General features: G+C 70.7%; 16 protein-coding genes. 8 read left to right on the top strand and 8 right to left on the bottom strand.

Annotated elements, in window-relative coordinates:
- The first annotated feature begins 102 nt into the window (after positions 1-102).
- The 4 genes from ACNAW0_RS10070 (at position 103) to ACNAW0_RS10055 (ending at position 2859) form a co-directional block, all read left to right on the top strand.
- Positions 103-1431 (top strand): glycosyltransferase 87 family protein, encoded by a 1329-nt coding sequence (locus ACNAW0_RS10070; RefSeq protein ID WP_416287468.1) that lies wholly within the window; start codon positions 103-105, stop codon positions 1429-1431.
- A 10-nt stretch (positions 1432-1441) separates the two neighbouring features.
- The gene (locus ACNAW0_RS10065) at positions 1442-2074 is read left to right on the top strand and encodes a phosphoribosyltransferase (protein WP_416287467.1); all 633 of its coding nucleotides are present in this window, start codon (positions 1442-1444) and stop codon (positions 2072-2074) included.
- A gap of 23 nt (positions 2075-2097) precedes the next feature.
- Positions 2098-2466 (top strand): zf-TFIIB domain-containing protein, encoded by a 369-nt coding sequence (locus ACNAW0_RS10060; RefSeq protein ID WP_416287466.1) that lies wholly within the window; start codon positions 2098-2100, stop codon positions 2464-2466.
- Between the two features lie 72 nt (positions 2467-2538).
- The gene (locus tag ACNAW0_RS10055) at positions 2539-2859 is read left to right on the top strand and encodes a hypothetical protein (RefSeq protein ID WP_416287465.1); all 321 of its coding nucleotides are present in this window, start codon (positions 2539-2541) and stop codon (positions 2857-2859) included.
- Between the two features lie 148 nt (positions 2860-3007).
- Here the strand turns inward: ACNAW0_RS10055 and dnaB are convergent, their stop codons facing one another.
- The 5 genes from dnaB to rpsF form a co-directional block, all read right to left on the bottom strand.
- Positions 3008-4411 carry a replicative DNA helicase gene (dnaB, locus tag ACNAW0_RS10050; RefSeq protein ID WP_416287464.1) on the bottom strand — a complete coding sequence of 468 codons (1404 nt, stop codon included), beginning with the start codon at positions 4409-4411 and terminating at the stop codon, positions 3008-3010.
- Positions 4412-4806: 395 nt separating this feature from the next.
- Complete coding sequence (rplI, locus tag ACNAW0_RS10045; RefSeq protein WP_416287463.1) at positions 4807-5253, bottom strand: 50S ribosomal protein L9; 447 nt, start codon at positions 5251-5253, stop codon at positions 4807-4809.
- Between the two features lie 14 nt (positions 5254-5267).
- The gene (gene rpsR / locus ACNAW0_RS10040) at positions 5268-5507 is read right to left on the bottom strand and encodes a 30S ribosomal protein S18 (protein WP_007073789.1); all 240 of its coding nucleotides are present in this window, start codon (positions 5505-5507) and stop codon (positions 5268-5270) included.
- A gap of 41 nt (positions 5508-5548) precedes the next feature.
- Positions 5549-6076 carry a single-stranded DNA-binding protein gene (locus ACNAW0_RS10035; RefSeq protein WP_198940427.1) on the bottom strand — a complete coding sequence of 176 codons (528 nt, stop codon included), beginning with the start codon at positions 6074-6076 and terminating at the stop codon, positions 5549-5551.
- Between the two features lie 79 nt (positions 6077-6155).
- Positions 6156-6446 (bottom strand): 30S ribosomal protein S6, encoded by a 291-nt coding sequence (rpsF, locus tag ACNAW0_RS10030; protein WP_013736576.1) that lies wholly within the window; start codon positions 6444-6446, stop codon positions 6156-6158.
- Positions 6447-7139: 693 nt separating this feature from the next.
- Between rpsF and ACNAW0_RS10025 the strand changes: the two genes are divergently transcribed.
- Together ACNAW0_RS10025 and ACNAW0_RS10020 are read left to right on the top strand one after the other, a co-directional pair.
- Positions 7140-7931 (top strand): deoxyribonuclease IV, encoded by a 792-nt coding sequence (locus ACNAW0_RS10025; protein ID WP_416287462.1) that lies wholly within the window; start codon positions 7140-7142, stop codon positions 7929-7931.
- Positions 7928-9835, top strand: coding sequence for a hypothetical protein (locus ACNAW0_RS10020; protein WP_416287461.1), 1908 nt, complete (start codon positions 7928-7930; stop codon positions 9833-9835). The genes ACNAW0_RS10025 and ACNAW0_RS10020 overlap by 4 nt, the downstream gene beginning before the upstream one ends.
- A gap of 106 nt (positions 9836-9941) precedes the next feature.
- Here the strand turns inward: ACNAW0_RS10020 and ACNAW0_RS10015 are convergent, their stop codons facing one another.
- The 3 genes from ACNAW0_RS10015 to ACNAW0_RS10005 form a co-directional block, all read right to left on the bottom strand.
- Positions 9942-11450, bottom strand: a complete 1509-nt coding sequence (locus ACNAW0_RS10015) for a glycosyltransferase family 87 protein (RefSeq protein ID WP_416287460.1) — start codon at positions 11448-11450, stop codon at positions 9942-9944.
- 162 nt (positions 11451-11612) lie between these two features.
- Positions 11613-14531: a transglycosylase domain-containing protein gene (locus ACNAW0_RS10010; protein ID WP_416287459.1), complete on the bottom strand. Its 2919-nt coding sequence runs from the start codon at positions 14529-14531 to the stop codon at positions 11613-11615.
- 194 nt (positions 14532-14725) lie between these two features.
- Positions 14726-15190 (bottom strand): DUF5318 domain-containing protein, encoded by a 465-nt coding sequence (locus tag ACNAW0_RS10005; RefSeq protein WP_416287458.1) that lies wholly within the window; start codon positions 15188-15190, stop codon positions 14726-14728.
- 176 nt (positions 15191-15366) lie between these two features.
- Here ACNAW0_RS10005 and ACNAW0_RS10000 point away from each other — a divergent pair, with 176 nt between their 5' ends.
- Positions 15367-16005 carry a PadR family transcriptional regulator gene (locus ACNAW0_RS10000; RefSeq protein ID WP_416287457.1) on the top strand — a complete coding sequence of 213 codons (639 nt, stop codon included), beginning with the start codon at positions 15367-15369 and terminating at the stop codon, positions 16003-16005.
- Between the two features lie 23 nt (positions 16006-16028).
- Complete coding sequence (locus ACNAW0_RS09995; protein ID WP_416287456.1) at positions 16029-17108, top strand: inositol-3-phosphate synthase; 1080 nt, start codon at positions 16029-16031, stop codon at positions 17106-17108.
- Positions 17109-17148: the final 40 nt, after the last annotated feature.

Below are 17148 nucleotides of genomic sequence, written 5' to 3'. Positions count from 1 at the left end.
GTGAACGGATACTGTCCAAGATCTGCAAGCGGGCGGGGCGGGGACGAGGAGCACGACGTGGGCGGATGGGCGTCGCGGCGGCCGTCTGCCAGACTGGCCAGCGTGACCGCCGACCCCGACCGGCCCGCCACCGCCACCCGGCGCTGGACGGCCATCGACTCCGCGGCCGGCGGCCTCGCCCTCGACCTCGGCCTCTACTCCCTCTCGGCCGCCTTCGCCGGGGTCACCGCCGCCACCTCCACCCTGGCCCCGCACCGGGCCTGGGGGGCCCTCGCCACCGCCGGATACGCGCTGGCGGCGCTCGTCGTGGCCGGCCAACTCCTCGCTCGGCGCCGCCACCCCGACCCGACACTCGCCGGGCTCCGCGCCCGCTGGGCGGTGACCGGGTTCGCCTGGGCCACCACGGCGCTCCTGCCCCTCGTGGCACAGAGCGTCCAGCGGGCGGCCGGGCGCACCGACCGGGCACAGGAGGAGGTGGTGGTGGTCGAGCACGCCGGCATCCGGCTCGCCGAACACGGCACCCCCTACCTGGGCCACGACGCGATCGCCGCGCTGCCACCGGCGGAACAGCTGCTCGGCTACACCCCGTACCAGCCCGGGATGGCGTTGTTCGGGCTGCCCCGGGCCGCCGCCGACGGCTGGTGGACCGACGCGCGGATCTGGTTCGCCCTGGTCACCGCCGCGTTGCTGGCCGCCGCGGTGGCCACGCTGCGGACCACACCCGACCCGGCCACGCCCGCCCGGGGCCGCGCCGTGCTCCGGGGCATACAAGCGGCCACCGCGCTGCCCGTGTGCGCCCTCACCCTGGCGACCGGCGGCGACGACCTGCCCGTACTCGCGCTCTGCCTGCTCGCGCTGGCCCTCGCCGCGGCCGACCGACCCGGTCGGGCCGGTCTGGCGGTCGGCGCGGCCGGCGCGCTGAAACTCTTCGCCTGGCCGGTGGCGGTCGTGCTGGTCTGCTGGGCCGCCACCCGCCGGGCCGGCGTCCGCGCCGCCCTCGGGGCGCTCGGGCTGCCGGTTCTCGCGCTGCTCCCCGCGCTGCTGGTCGACCGGGACGCCCTGGTCGAGAACGTGCTGCGCTTCCCGCTCGGGCACGGCCTGGTGACCAGCCCCGCGCAGTCGCCGTTCCCCGGCCACCTCATCGCCACCGCGCTGCCCGCCGGCCGGGTCGTCGCCGCCGCCCTGCTGATCGCGGCGGGGGTGGCGATCGCCGTCCAACTCCTCCGCCGTCCGCCGCGCACCGCCGCGACCACCGCGCTGATCTGCGGGTACGGGCTGCTCGCGGCGATCCTGCTGATGCCGTCGACCCGCTTCGGCTACCTGCTCTACCCGATCGCCCTGCTGGTCTGGGCCCCCGCACTGGCCGCGGCCGGCCTCCGCCTGCCCGGCTTTCGGGCAACTTCCGCCACGCGACCCGCCGCAAGGGCGTAGACCTGAGGACATGACCACCTATCGCGACCGGGCCGAGGCGGGTCGAATGCTCGCCGACCGGCTCACCGACCTCGCCGGGCGGCCCGACGTCATCGTGCTCGGTCTGGTCCGCGGCGGCGTACATGTCGCTCGGGTGATCGCGGAACGGCTCGGCGCGCCGCTGGACGTGCTGGTGGTCCGCAAGCTCGGCGTGCCGTGGGCGCCCGAGGTGGCGTACGGCGCGCTCGGCCCGGGCGGGGTGCAGGTGCTCAACGAGATGGTCGCCGACCGGCTCAGCGACGCCGACAAGGCGGAGGTACGGCAGCGCGAACAGGCCGAACTCGACCGCCGGGAGCGCCGCTACCGGACCGGCCGCCCGCCGCTCGACCTGAACGGGCGTACCGCGGTCATCGCCGACGACGGGCTGGCCACCGGGGCCACCGCCCGCGCCGCCGTGCAGGTCGCCCGCCACCTGGGCGCCGCCCGGGTCGTCGTGGCCGTGCCGGTCGGCTCGGACCAGGCGTACGAGATGCTGGCCGCCGAGGCGGACCAGGTGGTCATTCTGGAGACGCCGCCCGATTTCATGGCGGTCGGGGCGTACTACGACGACTTCCACGAGGTCTCCGACGACGAGGTGACGGACGCGCTGACCGCCACCGCGTGAGCCCACCGGGTACCGTCGATGTCATGCAGCTCACTTGCCCGAAATGTCACGGAGAAATGCGCCAGTACGAGCGCAGCGGAGTGATCATCGACCAGTGCGGCGAGTGCCGCGGCATCTTCCTCGACCGCGGCGAACTCGAGAAGCTGTTCGAGGCCGAGGCGAACTGGAACCGGCAGCAAGCCGCGCCGCAGGCAGCACCGGCCACCGGCGGCTACGCCCCGCCGCCCACCGCCGCCCCGCACCAGCCCGGGTACGGCGCCGTCCCGCCGCCCCCTCCGCCGCCTGGCCAGGGCTACGCGCAGCCCGCGTACGGCCACGGCGGGCACTACGGCTACCACGGCCACTACAAGCGCAAGAAGCGCCAAGGCTTCCTCGGCGAACTCTTCGACTGACCGGTGCGGGCCGGGGCCCACGCCCCGGCCCACCCAGCCGCCCGCCGCGCGAGGTGCCCAGCCGATCGTCCTGTGCGACGCTCACGCTCCACCGCCGCGTTCGAGCGCCCCAGCGGGGTGGTCCGGCTCTGGTGCGACACGGCCCCGGCCGCCGTCCGCGCGGCCGGCGCAGCCGTGCACGGCACCGACCCGCACGGCAGCGTCGCCACCCAGGGCCACGTCATCGCCGTACCGGATCTGCTGGCCACCCTCACCACCGAAGCCGTCGTCCACCACCTCGACCTGGTGGTCGACCTGCCGGACGCACCCCCGCCCGGCGCGGTCGCCCTCGGCGTCGCCGTGGCCACCGTGGACGGCCTGCTGAGCGACGGCGCGGTCCGGCCGAACGGCTAGGACGATCGGGAGTACCTGCTCAAGGCCACCGGCCGGCTGCCGCTCACCGACCGCGATCGGCGGGATCTGGGCGAAGCGGCCGGTCGGTTCCCTCTGCTCGGCTAACCCTCACGCCCGCTCGCCGGCGACGGTTCGCGGGCGGGGCGGGTCAGACGATGGCCATGTCGACGAAGCGGGACAGGTGCAGCTGGGCGGCGACGGTCACGGTGTCGGTCGGGCCATTCCTGTGTTTGGCCACGATGAAGTCCGCCTCTCCGGCCCGCGGCGACTCCTTGTCGTAGTAGTCGTCGCGGTGCAAAAGAAGTACAACGTCGGCATCTTGCTCGATCGACCCGGACTCACGCAAGTCGGACAACTGGGGTCGCTTGTCGGTGCGCTGTTCGGGGCCACGGTTCAGCTGACTCACCGCGATCACCGGGCACTCGACCTCCTTGGCCAACAGCTTGAGGCCACGGGAGAGGTCGGCGACCTCCTGCTGCCGGCTCTCGGTGCGCTTCGGCGAGGTCATCAGCTGCAGGTAGTCGACCACGATCAGCTTGAGGTCGTGCTTCTGCTTGAGTCGCCGCGCCTTTGCCCGGATCTCCATCAGGTTCATGCTCGGCGTGTCGTCGACGAAGAGCGGCGCCTCGCTGATCTCGCCCATGCAGCGGGCCAGCTTGGTCCAGTCGTCGTCGGAGAGCTGGCCGCTGCGCAGCACGTGCAGCGGTACGCGCGCCTCGGCCGAGAGGAGTCGCATGACGATCTCGACCTTGCTCATTTCCAGGGAGAAGATCGCCGACGCCTGGTTGTAGCGAATGGACGCATTTCGGGCAAAGTCCATACTTGCGGTCGATTTTCCCAAACCAGGCCGGCCTGCCACGATGATCAGTTGGCCCGGGTGCAGGCCGTTCAGCAGCCGGTCGAGGTCGCTGAAACCGGTGGGCACGCCGGTCATCACCCCGCCCTGGGCACCCACCGCCTCGATCTCGTCCAGCGTCGGCTGCAGCATGTCGGCCAGGACAGCGAAGTCCTCGCTGACCCGCTTCTCGGTCACCTCGTACACGGCCTGCTGGGCCAGGTCGACGACGTCGTCGACGTCCCGGCTGCCGCCCTGGCTGGTGCCGTACCCAAGCTGGACGATCCTGGTGCCGGCCTCGACCAGCCGACGCAGCACCGCCCGCTCGCCCACGATGCGGGCGTAGTAGGCGGCGTTGGCGGCAGTGGGGACGGCGGCGATCAGCGTGTGCAGGTAGGGGGCTCCCCCGATCCGGGCCAGGTCGCCGGAATCGGCGAGGGCGGCCGCGACGGTGATCGCGTCGGCCGGTTCGCCACGACCGTAGATGTCGAGGATCGCGTCGAAGACGGTGGCGTGCACCGGCCGGTAGAAGTCGTTGGACTTCAGGATCTCCACGACGTCGGCGATGGCGTCCTTGGAGAGCAGCATGCCGCCGAGGACGCACTGCTCGGCGGCCACGTCCTGGGGCGGGGTCTTGTCGAACTGCGTGTCCCGCTGCGCCGGCGCGGGCGGTTCCCCGCCGGTCCGCTCCGTACGCCTGTCGTCGGTGACCGACACGGTCCCCCCTCGCTGCGTCGGATCGAATCCAGCTCTACCGCGGGGCCTGGCAGCCCCGGCGACCCTCCGGTCGATCGGGGGGCCACCGCCGGACGGTCGGGGCACCACGATACGGAACCCGAGGTCAGGCCCTCAACCATGCCGGTGGACGAGCCTCGGGACAACCTGTGGACGCCGGACGGCCGGCATGTGTGCAGGGTGTGCACAGGGGTGTGGACAAGTGTTGGGAATTCCCGACCCAACCGGCCCTGACCTGCGGTTACGCAATCCCCAGCCTGTGGACAGCAAATTTCCGGGGCAAAACCTGGCCCCGACCGCCCCATTGTCCAAAGGGGAGATGCGGAAGGGCCCGCACCGGGAATCCGGTGCGGGCCCTTCCGTCGTGCTGTCGGGTGTCAGCCCTGGACGACGTTCAGGTCGAACTTGGCGGTCACCTCGGGGTGCAGCTTGATGCTGACCGGGTAGTGGCCGATCGACTTGATGTGACCGGGCAGCTCCAGCCGGCGACGGTCCAGAGCCGGGCCGCCGGCCGCCTTGACGGCGTCGACGACCTCGGCCGGGGTGACCGAGCCGAAGAGCCGACCGCCGTCGCCGGCGCGGGCCTTCAGGCTGACCTTCAGGCCCTCGATCTGGGCCTTGACCTCGTTGGCGTGGCCGAGGTCGCGGATCTCCCGGGCCGAGCGGGCCCGCTTGATGACCGTGACCTGCTTCTCCGCGCCCTTGGTCCAGGCGATCGCGAAGCCCTGCGGCAGCAGGAAGTTACGGCCGTAGCCGTCCTTCACCTCGACGATGTCGCCCGGGGCACCGAGGCCGGACACCTCCTGAGTCAGGATGATCTTCATGTCGGTGCCTCCTCTCAGCGGGCCGTAGCCGTGTACGGCAGGAGCGCCATCTCGCGGGCGTTCTTGACCGCACGGGCGATCTGCCGCTGCTGCTGCGAGGTCACGCCGGTCACCCGCCGAGCGCGGATCTTGCCGCGGTCGGAGATGAACTTGCGCAGCAGCGCGGTGTCCTTGTAATCGATGTAGGTGATCCCGTCCTTGTCGAGCGGGTTCACCTTCTTCTTTGGCTTGCGAAGTGCCGCAGCCTTGGCCATTGTTCTTGCTCCTGGTTTGCGATCGCGGGCGCTCGGCGCCATTAGAACGGGGGCTCCTCGTCGAAGTTTCCGCCGCCCGAACCACCGCGCGAGGGAGCCGGGGCAGCCGAGGCCCAGGGGTCGTCGAAGTTGCCTCCGCCGCCACCCTGGCCACCACCGCCACCGAAGCCGCCACCGCCACCCGAGCGGGACATCTTCTGCACCTTCGCCGTGGCGTAGCGCAGCGACGGGCCGATCTCGTCGACCTCCAGCTCGATGACGGTGCGCTTCTCACCCTCGCGAGTCTCGTACGACCGCTGACGCAGCCGGCCGGACACGATCACCCGGGCGCCGCGCTGCAGCGACTCGGCGACGTTCTCGGCGGCCTGCCGCCAGACCGTGCACGAGAGGAACAGCGGCTCGCCGTCCTTCCACTCGCCGGACGCCTTGTCCATGAAGCGGGGCGTCGAGGCGACCCGGAACTTGGCGACCGCCGCCCCGGAGGGGGTGAACCGCAACTCGGGGTCATCGGTCAGGTTGCCGATGACCGTGATGGTGGTGTCTCCTGCCATGACCATCTCCTCGCGCACTCATCTCTGTGCCCTACAGGCTCTCAGAGCCCTCCGACACCGTCGATGAGGCTTGATCCGGACGTGTCGGGACTGATGCTCAGCGCATCTCCGGGCGAATGACCTTGGTGCGCAGCACCGACTCGTTGAGTCGGAGCTGACGGTCCAGCTCGGCCACCGCCTCCGGCGTCGCCTGGAGGTCGACGACGGCGTAGATGCCCTCGGCCTTTTTGTTGATCTCGTACGCGAGGCGCCGGCGGCCCCACACGTCGGTCTTCTCCACCGAGCCACCCGCGGTCCGGATCACGTTCAGGTACGTGTCGAGCGACGGGGCGACGGTGCGCTCCTCGAGGCTGGGGTCGAGGATCACCATGATCTCGTAATGACGCAAGACGTGCTCACCTCCTGTGGGCTAAGCGGCCACGGTCCTTCCGTGGCAGGAGGTCGTGCGTCGTGGCCCGTGACCGGCATCGGGGGAACCCGGCCGGGCGCGGACAACCGGACCAGGATACCCGGTCCGAACGATCATGCCCGGGCCGGTCGTGCGCGGTGCCCGGGCGCGGCGGCAGGGGCCCACCTCCGGCGTCGCGTGCCGGTGGTGGACCCCTGTCCACGGGGCCGCGGGGCGTCCCGTCCGCATTCCTTGGGTGGGACCTGGGGAGGAACGACCACACCGATGAGGTTGGATCGAGGACGCCCCGCGGAGCTTTATCGTGTTATCACCTGCTCTGACCATACAACCGGTCTCGTCACCTGTAGGGGGAATTGGAAGAATTTGCCGGCTGTCGTGCCTGCCGTGCGTGCTTGCCGTGTCCGGGCCCAGCCGGTCGGTGTGACGAGTCGGACGGATCCCGCCCCGTCGTGCCGGGCCGCACGGCGGGGCGTCCCGTTTCCGGGGGTCTTCCGCTGCACCCGGGCGCCTGTGGACCGCGCCCTGGTGGAGCGTCGACCGTCGATCCCACCTCGGACAACGACCGCCTGGCCCACTGGTGACGCCGCCCGTACCCGGTGCGGACGGCCTCGATGCCGGCGTTGGCGCACGCGGTCTCCCCGCTCGTCGGAGGCGCGACGTAGGCTGCCGTGCATGCGAATCGGAGCCCACGTCGATCCGACCGACCCTCTGGCCGAGGCGGCCGCCCGGGACGCCGAGGCCGTGCAGTTCTTCCTCGCCGATCCCCAGGGATGGAAGGCCCCGAAGGCCCGGGAGGACGCGGAGCGGCTGCGCGGTGCTGACGTCGACCTCTACGTGCACGCGCCGTACGTCATCAACGTGGCCACGCTGAACAACCGGATCCGGATCCCCAGCCGCAAGCTGCTCCTCGCCCACGCCACGGCGGCGGCGGCCATCGGGGCCAAGGGGCTGATCGTGCACGGCGGCCACGTCAACGCCGGGGACGACGTCGCCGTCGGCTTCGACAACTGGCGAAAGACCTTCGCGTACGCGGCGGAATCCGGTGGCTTCCCGCTTCCGGTCCTGATCGAGAACACCGCCGGCGGCGACAGCGCCTGCGCCCGCCGCCTCGACGCGCTGGCCCGGCTCTGGGACGCGCTCGGCGACTACGAGGTGGGCTTCTGCCTCGACACCTGCCATGCCCACGCGGGCGGCGAGGAGTTGCTGGGCCTGGTGGACCGGATCAAGGCGATCACCGGCCGGATCGACCTGATCCACGCGAACAACTCCAAGGGCGCCTTCAACTCGGGGCAGGACCGGCACGACAACCTCGACGGCGGCACCATCGACCCGGAGCTGGTGGTGGCGGTCATCCGGGCGGCCGGTGCGCCGGTCATCGTGGAGACGCCGGGCGGCGTCGAGGGTCAGGCGGCGGACATCGCCTTCCTGCGCCGGCAGCTCGACAAGGAGGCGTCGGCGGCATGACGACCGAGCAGTCCGACGCGCACGGGACCACCGGCGGCGCCGACCGGCCCGAGCGGCCCGACGAGGGCGGGGCCGCGACCGCCGGCGCGACCGCCGGAAAGGACACGCCCACCGAGGGTACGCCGCCGACGGATCCCTGGTCCGCCTTCGGTCCCGCCCCGGATCCCGTGCTCACCCGGCCACGCCGGGCGGTCCGCGCGGTGGGCCGCTTCCTGGTGCACGAGTGGACCCTGGCCACGGTCGCCTCGCTGGTGCTGGCCGTCCTGATGACCTGGCCCACCCTGTACTACGCGCGCTACACGCTGCCGCAGGACTACTGGGACCCGAGCCTCCAGTCCTGGCAGATGGCCTGGTCCGGGCACATACTGCTGACCGACCCCGCGCAGCTGTGGCACTCGAACACGTTCTTCCCGGACCGGTGGAGCTTCGCCTTCTCCGACACCCTCCTCGGGTACGCGCCGGCCGGCATGCTCGGTCACGGCCCCCAGGACGCCCTGGTGCGCTACAACATCATGTTCGTGCTGGCGCACGGCCTCGCCACGCTCGGGGCGTACGCACTGGCGCGGCAGCTCGGGGCGGGTCGGATCGGGGCCGCGGTGGCCGGGGTTGCCTACACGTACGCGCCCTGGCTGCTGGCCCAGGCCGGGCACCTGCACGTCATCTCCAACGGCGGTATCCCGCTGGCGCTGGCGATGCTCGCCCGGGGCCACGGCTGGTCCCTCCGGTATGGCTACCGGCCACAGCGCCGGCGCGCAGGCTGGGCGTTCGCCGGCTGGCTGGTGGCGGCGTGGCAGCTCAGCCTGGGCTTCGGGATCGGCCTGCCGTTCGCGTACCTGCTGGCCGCCGTCGTGCTGGTGTCGGCCGTGATCTGGTTCGCCCGGCGCTGGGTGGTGGGGCGGGTGAAGCACCCGTTCGGTGTCTGGCTGTTCCTCGCCGACGCGCTCGGTGGCGTGATTTTCGCCGCGGTGGGCGCACTGCTGGCGGTGACGTATTTCAAGGTCGCGGAGCTGCACCCGAACGCGGCGCGGACGCTCGCCGAGGTCGACATCTACTCGCCGCCGGTCAGCGGGTTCTTCACCGCCCCTGCCGAGTCGCGGATCTGGGGCCCACTGCACGAGGGGGCGCGGGCCGTGCTGCCCTGGCACCCGGAGATGACGCTGCTGCCGGGCTTCGTGCTCTACGCCCTGGCCGCCGGCGGGCTCTTCTTCTCGGTGTGGCGGGTACGCCACCGGATCTTCCTGCTCGCCGGTGTCCTGGTGACGATGGCCCTGGCCATGGGCACCAGGCTCTTCGACGGCCGGTTCACCTACGTGCCGCTCTTCGAGTACCTGCCGGGCTGGAACGGGCTGCGTACGCCGGGTCGGCTGATGCTCTGGACCACGCTGCTGCTCGGCCTCCTCGCCGCCGGCGCGGTCACCGCGTTCTGCGCCCGGGTACGCGAGCTCGCCGCCGAGCGGGTCCCGTCGTGGCCCGGCCCGTGGCTGCGGCTGGCCACCCTGCTGCCGCTGCTCCTGGTCGTCGTGGAGGGGCTGAACACCACCCCGCACCCGGTGGTGCCGCTACAGCCTGCGGTGATGCGCACGGTCGACGGCCCGATGCTGGTGCTGCCCAGCGGCCAGGCGCTGGACGAGCCGGTGATGCTCTGGTCGACCAGCCGGTTCCAGGAGATGGTCAACGGCGGTAGCGGCTTCACCCCGCACAGCCAGGCCCAGGTACGCGATGTCGCCGTCAGCTTCCCCGACCAGCTCAGCGTCGACTACCTGCGCCAGATCGGCGTGAAGACCGTGGTCGTGCTGCCCGGTCGGCTCCGCGGCACCCCGTGGGAGGGGATCCTCGACCGGCCGGCCGACGAACTGGGCATCACCCGGGAGGAGGTCGGCGACGCGGTGGTCTACCGGCTGTGAACCCGGCACCGCCAGGTCGGCCACCCCGGCACCTGTCTCACGACGATGACGGCCTACTCCCCGGACAGCTGCCGGCGATCACCGTGGTGCTCGCCGGCACTGCTGTTCACGCCGGCACTTCCGTCGGCGCGCCGACGCCCGACTCCGATCGCCGTCGCCCGGCCGCCAGCCACGGCACGTCCGGACTTCCGTCGAGTACGCCGCCGTCGGGATCGTCGACGTACGTGGTGCGGACGGCGTCCCGCTCCGGGCGCAGGATGTCCCGGATCACGAAGCCGCAGAGCACCGCCACGGTGACCAGTCGCAGGCTGGCGGCCAGCACGAACACTCCCTCGGGGAAGACCGGCCGGCTGGTGGCCGAGCCGAGCAGTTCCCCGTAGAAGGCGACGAAGTAGCAGATCTCGGCGACCTGCCAGGCCAGGAAGGCCCCCCAGCGCGGCCGGGCGAGCACGGCGAGCGGGAGGAGCCAGAGCACGAACTGCTGGGACCAGACCTTGCTGAAGATCAGGAAGGCGGCGACCACCAGGAAGGCGAGTTGCGCGAGCCGGGGGCGGCGCGGAGCAAGCAGCCCCAGCGCGGCCACCCCGAGGCAGGCCAGCCCGAACAGCAGGTACGACACCCAGTTGAGGGTGGAGATGTGGGCGTTCAGCCACTCGAACGGCCCGAGGTCGCCCGGCCCTGATGGGCTGACCTTGCCGTCGAGGTAGCGACCGATGTACCAAAGGGTGCCCCAGTCGATCGCCCGGGTGCTGTTCAGCTCGAAGAAGCGGTTCCAGCTGTCCCGGTACGGGATCGCCACCGGCAGGTTGACCACGACCAGCGCCACCAGGGCCGTGCCGGTGGCGGTGAGCGCGGCGCGCAGCCGGCCGGCCCGTAGCCCCAGCACCACGATCGGGCCGAGCAGGAACAGCGGCCACATCTTCGCCGCCCCGGCCAGACCGAGCAGGACGCCGGCCGTCGCCGGGCGGCGGCGCGCCCAGGCCAGCAGCCCGAACGCGGCGAGCCCGACGGCGAGCAGGTCCCAGTTGACGGTGGCGGTGACCAGCAGGGCCGGCGCGAGCGCGAACATGGCCGCGTCCCATGGTCGTCGGCGGCGCAGGTTGAGGATGACCGCGACGGTGGCGACGGCGAGCGCGCTGAGCACCAGCGCGTTCAGGTTGTAGAACCACTGGCCCTGGTTGATGCCGGGGTTCTTCACCCCGAGGGCGTGCACCGGCAGGCCGAGCGCGCCCATGAAGTAACCGGTCAGCACCGGGTATTCCACCGGGTGGTCGGCGTAGGGCACCTTGCCCTCGTTGAGCCCTTCGGCGTAGTAGAGCGCCAGCACGTCGGTGTAGCACATCCGGGTGTACTGCACGTTGTTCTGCCAGGCGCCGTTCTGGCAGGGCGACTTCTGCACCCAGTGCAGCGCGAGCATCAGGCAGACCAGCGCCAGCACGATCCGGGCGGCGGTCCAGAACCGGCCCTCCCGGTCCACCGGCCGGTCCAGGGCGACCGCGTGGTCGCCGAGCGGGCCGCCGATCAACTCCGCGGCGCCGCGGACGAAGCCGTCCGAGCGGGACGGGTGGTCGATGGGACCGGTCTCGTCGATACCTGCCGTCGACTGGGTGCTCATGGACAGGCATCCTGCCGCACATAGGCCGCGAGGACGAGCACTTGAGACCCACGAGGTCGGACAAGCGACCGTGGAGCGAGCACTCCTCGGGCGGCGAGGCAGCCCGGTATCGCAAACGGCGGCCGGACCAATGGTCCGGCCGCCGCCGTCAGGCCGTGGCCGTCAGTACGTCTGGCGTGGTGGCATGGTGGGCATGATCCCGCCACCGCGACCGCCGCCGTTGCCCGGTCCCGTCGGGTTGCCCGGGCCTGGGTTTGTCGGGAACGGGAAGCCCGGCCAGGGGTTGTTCCCGTTGCCGTTGCCGTTGCCGTTGCCGTTTCCGTTGTTGTCGCCCTCCGGGCAGAGGATGCCGAGCGGGTCGCAACCCGGCTGCTGGTCGACCGGCGCCGGGTCACCGTTGCCAGCGTCGTCCTTGCCGATATGCGCGGCGGGCGGGAAGTCCATCTTCTCCTTGCCGTTGAGCGCGTCGTTCATGAATCGCTGGAAGATGGCACCGGGCATTCTTGCGCCGAAGATGTCCTTGTTGTCCTTGCCGATGATTGCCTTGCGGGCACCCTTGTTGCCGACCCAGACGGCGGTGGCGAGCTGCGGCGTGTAGCCGATCATCCAGGCGTCGCCGTTGTGTTCACTGCCGTCGCCGAGTTCCCAGGTGCCGGTCTTCTCGGCGGCCTTCCGGCCGTCGGCGAGTCGGCGGTTCACCTGCCCCGGGTACTTCTCCAGCACCGAGTCCACGTCGGCGACGACATCCTTGCGGATCCGCTGCTGCGGGCTCAACTTGGCGCTGCCGACCGGCTTCCACTTGCCAGTGACCAGGCTCTGCTGCTCCACCTTCTTCACGAAGTGGGCCTTGTTGTAGACGCCCTGGTTGGCAAAGGTGGCGAGGCCGTTGGCGTGGTCCAGCACGGTGATGGGGTACTTGCCGAAGCCGACGTTGAAATAGAACGGCTCCGGAGCCACCTCCGACGACTTCTTCTTGGTGAGGTCGTATGTCTCGACCGGGTCAGTGGTCCACATCGTCGAAATGCCCGCACGTTTGGCCATCTCGACGACCTTGTCCGGGCCGATCTTCTCGCTGACGTGCCAGAACGGCACGTTCAGCGAGAGCAGCGTGGACCTCTCCAGCGTGCAGGAGTCGTGGCAGTCCGGATCATCCTTGCCCGCATTGGTGATCTTGTCCTTGAAGCCCTCCGGCTTGAACGCCTTGCCCTTCCAGCGCGACTGGATGGATATGTCGGCATCAAGCGCCGCCGCCAGGGTGTAGATCTTGAAGCTCGAACCCGGGGAGTGGCCGCCGCTGACGACGCCCTTGTCGTAGTTCTTGCCGGCATAGTCGAAGTCGGTGCCGTTGTCTCCGCCGTAGTAGGCGCGCACCTCACCGTTGCTCGGGTCGATCGCCACCACGGCGGCCATCAGGTTGCTCTTCGAACCGTTGAGCTCGGAGCCCTTCCTGGCCCGCTGGGCCGCGTCGAGCGCCGCATCCTGCATCTTGGTGTCGATGGTGGTGGTGATCCGGTAACCGCCCCGGCTCAACGCCTTCGAGCAGAGCGGCTTGTCCTGCGTAACCTCGGCGTCGTTGTCGGTGCAGAGTTTCATCTCGCGAATCTCCTGCGAGATGTAATTGACCACGTTGCCGTAGGGCGTGTCGAGGCCGAAGCCGCCGGCGCTGCCCTTGGCTGGCTTCTTGAGCGTCTTGGTCGGGTACTCGGTGGGATGCGGGGGCGTGTTGGGCGCGTCGAGCCACCCTTCGGCCATCATGCCCTTGATGACGTAGTTCCACCGAGTCAGCGCGTCCGGCTGATTGATCGCCGGGTCGTAGCCCCTGTGGGTTTCGGTCGGCTCGGGCTGCTTGATCAGCGCGGCGAGCACCGCGCCCTCCGCCACGCTCAGCTTCGACACGTCCTTGCCGAAGTACGTCTGCGCCGCCGCCTGGATGCCGTACGCGCCGCGGCCAAAGTAGATCACGTTCAGGTAGTGCTGCATGATCTGGCCCTTGTCGTACTTGTCGTTCAGCTTGGAGGCGAGGATCGCCTCCTTCACCTTCCGCCCGTACGTGTCCTGGTTCAGGTTTTCGAAGGCGTTGCGCGCGTACTGCTGGGTGATGGTGGAGGCACCCTGCTTGTCGCCGCCGGTGAGGTTGTTCCAGGCGGCCCGGGCGATGCCCTTGTAGTCCACGCCGGAGTGGCGGTAGAAGTTCCGGTCCTCCGCCGCGGCCACCGCGTGCTGCACCCACTCCGGGATGTCCTTGATGGTGACGAACTGCCGGTTCTCACCGAGCTTGGCGATGGTCGTCTTGCCGTCCTTCGCCAGGATGGTGGTGGACAACGGCGGCATGGTGTCCTCGGGGAGGACGACGTTCGTCGAGTAGTAGGTGAAGCCGACGACGCCGATGCCGGCGAGCATGATGAAGACGGCGAAGCTGGCGATCAGCATGTTGATCCGCCGGCGCTTCCTCGCCCGGGCCCGCGCGGCCGAGTCGTCACCGCGGCCGCCCCGACCACCGCGGCCGAAACCGCCGGGGCCGAAACCGCCGGGGCCACCCGGGCCACCGGGACCGCCCGGGCCACCGGGACCGCCACCCGCCCTGCCGGGCACACCGGCCCGGGCCACCGAGGCCCGGCCACCGGCGGCCGCCGAGCCGGCGCCCGCCCACCCGGCCGTGCCCATGCCGGCCGCGCCGACCGAGGCGCGCCCGGCCGGAGCACCCGGGGATACCGGCACCCCGGCGCGACCCGCGCCGGCCCGCCCGGTGGCGCCACCCGACGCCGGCGACACCGGACCCGAGCCGACGGACGACCGCCCGGCCGGCGCCCCCGGGGACACCGGAACCGAGGCTCGGCCCGCGCCTGCCCGGCCCACCGAGGCCGAGCCGGAAGCACCGCGCGGTGCCGGAGCCGCACCGCCGGCCGAGGCGCGTCCGCCGGACGCGGAGCCTCGGGGCGTCACGGAGGCGCGGGCCGAGGCACCGCCTTCCGACCCGGATGACCAGCCGTTCCCGTGTGGGCTTCCGCCGTGATCGGGGCCGCCGGGCGGGCCCGGGATCTGGGCCCGCCCACGCGAAGAACTGGGATCGCCGTAGTTCATTCCTCACACCCTGCCGGTCGCGGTGGGACGCGGGGGCGCCACCACCGGGTTGCCGTGAGCTGGACCACGCGACGCTACCCCCCGGGCGTGCCCGGGCGCAGCAGTCAAATCCGACTCAATCGGACCTATCAGACCTAAAAGCTGCCGGCCGCCCCGCCCGTACATCGGGCCGAGCTCGACCGGAACAGCTGAGTTCACCGTTGCGCCTCTCGCCTTCGGCGAGGGGTGGAACCGACGCGAGCGGACGAGCCACTCACCGCCTCCTGCTCCGACCCGTCCTCTGCGCCACCGGCCAGCCCCTCCCGGCCGAGCAGGTACTGCTCGACGAGATGGTTCCACGCACAGCCGGGGCACACCTCCACCACGAAGACCTGGAACTCACGCAGCGTCATCGCCAGGACCGACAACTCGGCCCGGGTACGCGCCTGTCCGGCGGACTGCTTGAGCTCATCACCGTAGATGTAGTGGACATGCACGAGGTTCTCGCTGCGGCAGATCGGGCAGCGTTCCTCGGTGGGCTCGCCGTGGAACCGGGCGGCGTTCTTCAGGTACGGAGAGGCGTCGCAGACGTCGTACCTGCCGACCCGGGCGGCGAGCAGGTCACGCAGCACCGCTCGCTTCTGGAGCGAGTAGTCGACGACCTGGCGCTGCGTACGCATGCGGCAAAGGTTACGCGGTCCGGCCGGACGAGGCGACCGCCGTCACGATCCGTGACGACAGAACCGCATATCCGGAAGGGTTTGCCCTGATCATGGGTCTCCGCTAACGTGCGATGTATCGGTCCGATACATCGCGGCGGTTACGCCTCCGCGCCGGGGGTAAGAAGGGGTGGCCCGTGCTCGAGCTCGCCATCCTCGGCCTCCTGCAGGAGGCTCCGATGCACGGCTACGAGCTGCGCAAGGAGTTGGCCGCCAAGCTCGGCGCCATCCGGGCGGCGATCAGCTACGGCTCGCTCTACCCGACCCTGCGCCGGCTGCAGGCGGCGGGATGGATCACCGAAGCCGCCGAGACACCCGCGACCGCCGAGGAGGTTCCCGCGCTGACCAGCCGACGCGGACGGGTGGTCTACACCATTACCGCGGAGGGCAAGGAACGCTTCGCCCAGCTGTTGGCGCAGGCTGGGCCCGAGACGTACGACGACACGGGCTTCGGCGTGCACTTCGCGTTCTTCGCCCGGACCGACCAGGCCACCCGGCTCCGGATCCTGGAAGGTCGCCGTCGCAGGATCGAGGAACGTCGCGAAGGCCTTCGCGACGTGCTCGGCCGAGCAGCCGAGCGACTCGACGCGTACACCCTGGAGCTGCAGCGCCACGGCCTGGAGGCCTGTGAGCGCGAGGTCCGCTGGCTGGAGGAGCTCATCGCCAACGAGCGCTCCGGCCGAGCCCCGACGGTCCCGCAACCCGGGACGGCCGGCGGCCGACGAGAAAACGACAGCCCGCCTCCGCCTGAAGAGTTCAGGAAAGAGCGGCCGTGATGAAGAAGAAGGAGGCAGACGCTATGGGCTCCGTCCGCGTCGCCATCGTCGGTGTGGGTAACTGCGCCTCGTCCCTCGTACAGGGCGTGGAGTACTACCGGAACGCCGATCCGACCGACCGCGTCCCGGGTCTCATGCACGTCACCTTCGGCGACTATCACGTCTCCGACGTGAAGTTCGTCGCGGCGTTCGACGTGGACGCCAAGAAGGTGGGCATGGACCTCGCCGAGGCGATCGTCGCCAGCGAGAACAACACCATCAAGCTGTGCGACGTGCCGCCGACCGGCGTCACCGTGCAGCGCGGCCCGACCTTCGACGGCCTCGGCCAGTACTACCGCGAGATCATCGAGGAGTCGGACGTCGAGCCGGTCGACGTGGCCCAGGCGCTGCGTGACGCGCAGGTCGACGTGGTCGTCTCCTACCTGCCGGTCGGTTCCGACCAGGCCGACAAGTTCTACGCGCAGGCCGCGATCGACGCCGGCTGCGCGTTCGTGAACGCCCTGCCGGTCTTCATCGCCTCCGACCCGGAGTGGGCCAAGAAGTTCACCGACGCCGGCCTGCCGATCGTCGGCGACGACATCAAGAGCCAGGTGGGCGCCACCATCGTGCACCGCGCCCTGGCCAAGCTCTTCGAGGACCGCGGGGTCGAGCTGCTGCGCACGTACCAGCTCAACTTCGGCGGCAACATGGACTTCATGAACATGCTGGAGCGCAACCGCCTGGTCTCGAAGAAGATCTCGAAGACCCAGTCGGTGACCTCCCAGATCCCGCACGAGATGCAGAAGAGCGACGTGCACATCGGCCCGTCGGACCACGTGCCGTGGCTCGACGACCGCAAGTGGGCGTACATCCGCCTGGAGGGCCGCTCCTTCGGTGACACTCCGCTCAACGCCGAGCTCAAGCTCGAGGTGTGGGACTCGCCGAACTCGGCCGGTGTCATCATCGACGCCGTCCGCGCCGCGAAGATCGCGCTGGACCGGAAGATCGGCGGGCCGATCCTCTCCGCCTCCTCGTACTTCATGAAGTCCCCGCCGCAGCAGTACGCCGACCACGACGCGCACGCCGCCGTCGAGGCGTTCATCAAGGGCGAGATCGAGCGCTGACGGGCTGACCACCAGCACCGGCGAGGGCCGGGTCCGCACG

The organism is Micromonospora sp. SL1-18 (assembly GCF_047921505.1).
In the GTDB taxonomy this organism is placed as follows: domain Bacteria; phylum Actinomycetota; class Actinomycetes; order Mycobacteriales; family Micromonosporaceae; genus Micromonospora.
This window is presented reverse-complemented; position numbering and strand designations above follow the sequence as displayed.

What these genes read in the sequence shown, in the direction of transcription:
- ACNAW0_RS10065 (WP_416287467.1), top strand. Translation starts at nt 1,442, where the DNA reads ATGACCACCTATCGCGACCGGGCCGAGGCGGGTCGAATGCTCGCCGAC.
- ACNAW0_RS09995 (WP_416287456.1), top strand. Translation starts at nt 16,029, where the DNA reads ATGGGCTCCGTCCGCGTCGCCATCGTCGGTGTGGGTAACTGCGCCTCG.
- rplI (WP_416287463.1), bottom strand. Translation starts at nt 5,253, where the DNA reads ATGAAGATCATCCTGACTCAGGAGGTGTCCGGCCTCGGTGCCCCGGGC.
- ACNAW0_RS10025 (WP_416287462.1), top strand. Translation starts at nt 7,140, where the DNA reads ATGCGAATCGGAGCCCACGTCGATCCGACCGACCCTCTGGCCGAGGCG.
- ACNAW0_RS10010 (WP_416287459.1), bottom strand. Translation starts at nt 14,531, where the DNA reads ATGAACTACGGCGATCCCAGTTCTTCGCGTGGGCGGGCCCAGATCCCG.
- ACNAW0_RS10015 (WP_416287460.1), bottom strand. Translation starts at nt 11,450, where the DNA reads ATGAGCACCCAGTCGACGGCAGGTATCGACGAGACCGGTCCCATCGAC.
- ACNAW0_RS10060 (WP_416287466.1), top strand. Translation starts at nt 2,098, where the DNA reads ATGCAGCTCACTTGCCCGAAATGTCACGGAGAAATGCGCCAGTACGAG.
- ACNAW0_RS10005 (WP_416287458.1), bottom strand. Translation starts at nt 15,190, where the DNA reads ATGCGTACGCAGCGCCAGGTCGTCGACTACTCGCTCCAGAAGCGAGCG.
- rpsR (WP_007073789.1), bottom strand. Translation starts at nt 5,507, where the DNA reads ATGGCCAAGGCTGCGGCACTTCGCAAGCCAAAGAAGAAGGTGAACCCG.
- ACNAW0_RS10020 (WP_416287461.1), top strand. Translation starts at nt 7,928, where the DNA reads ATGACGACCGAGCAGTCCGACGCGCACGGGACCACCGGCGGCGCCGAC.